The organism is Leisingera sp. ANG-Vp, assembly GCF_000813725.1.
Taxonomy (GTDB): domain Bacteria; phylum Pseudomonadota; class Alphaproteobacteria; order Rhodobacterales; family Rhodobacteraceae; genus Leisingera.
Genome location: NZ_JWLD01000108.1, coordinates 1 through 853, shown reverse-complemented (window position 1 = coordinate 853; position 853 = coordinate 1). Strand labels below are relative to the sequence as shown.

Genomic DNA, 853 nt, shown 5'->3' with positions numbered 1-853 from the left:
TATCCATTCTCCCATGGACTTCCTGGTTCGATGAAGGCTGTTTTCGCACCAACCGCCTCAATCCAGGCCCTGACGTCCTTGGCAACGAACTCTGGGCCATTGTCACTTCGGACATAGGCTGGAGGCCCCCGCAGAATGAATAGATCGGTCAGGGCGTCGATTGCGTCGGTCGAGTTCAGCTTCCTCTTCACCCTGATTGCCAGGCATTCCCGGCTGAACTCATCGAGGATGTTCAAGGTGCGGAACGCCTTGCCGTTTTCAGGGGAAATGATCCCCCGGATCATTTCCTGATCCTTCAAACTCAGTGCGGCAAGGCACGAAGTCGTAGCTCCAGACGTGGTTGCGGCTTTCCGGTCTAAGGCGGATGCATGATCCGTCGTTCAGCCAAAGCCGCCCCTTCTTTGGTTGCTTCGGTGGCACTTTGAGCCCCTCTCGCCGCCACAGGCGTTCGACACGGCCGTCGCCGATCTGCCATCCGGCGTCCCTAAGCAGCACTGCAACCCGGCGGTAGCCATAGCTGCCGTATTGCCTGGCCAGTTCAATCATGTCCGCCACGAGCCGGTCTTCATCTTCCCGGCTTCGCGGTTGATACCTTTGTGTTGACCGATGCTGCCCCAGCACCCGGCAGATCCGGCGTTCCGACACTTTCATCTCGCTGCGTATCAGCTCGATGCAGGCGCGCCGACGGGCGGGGCTCAGAAGTTTCCCCGGGCCGCCTCCTTCAGGATGAGTTTGTCCAAGGTCAGGTCCGAGACGGCTTTCCGCAGCCGTTCGTTCTCCTTCTGAAGCCGTTTGAGTTCTTTCAGTTGGTCGGTTCCCATTCCGCCATACTGTTTGCGCCAGCGGTAGTAAG

Annotated in this window: 1 pseudogene; it reads right to left on the bottom strand. The window is 58.9% G+C overall.

The features are described from left to right. A pseudogene (locus RA20_RS25205) lies at positions 1 to 853 on the bottom strand (IS3 family transposase); the annotation flags it as partial.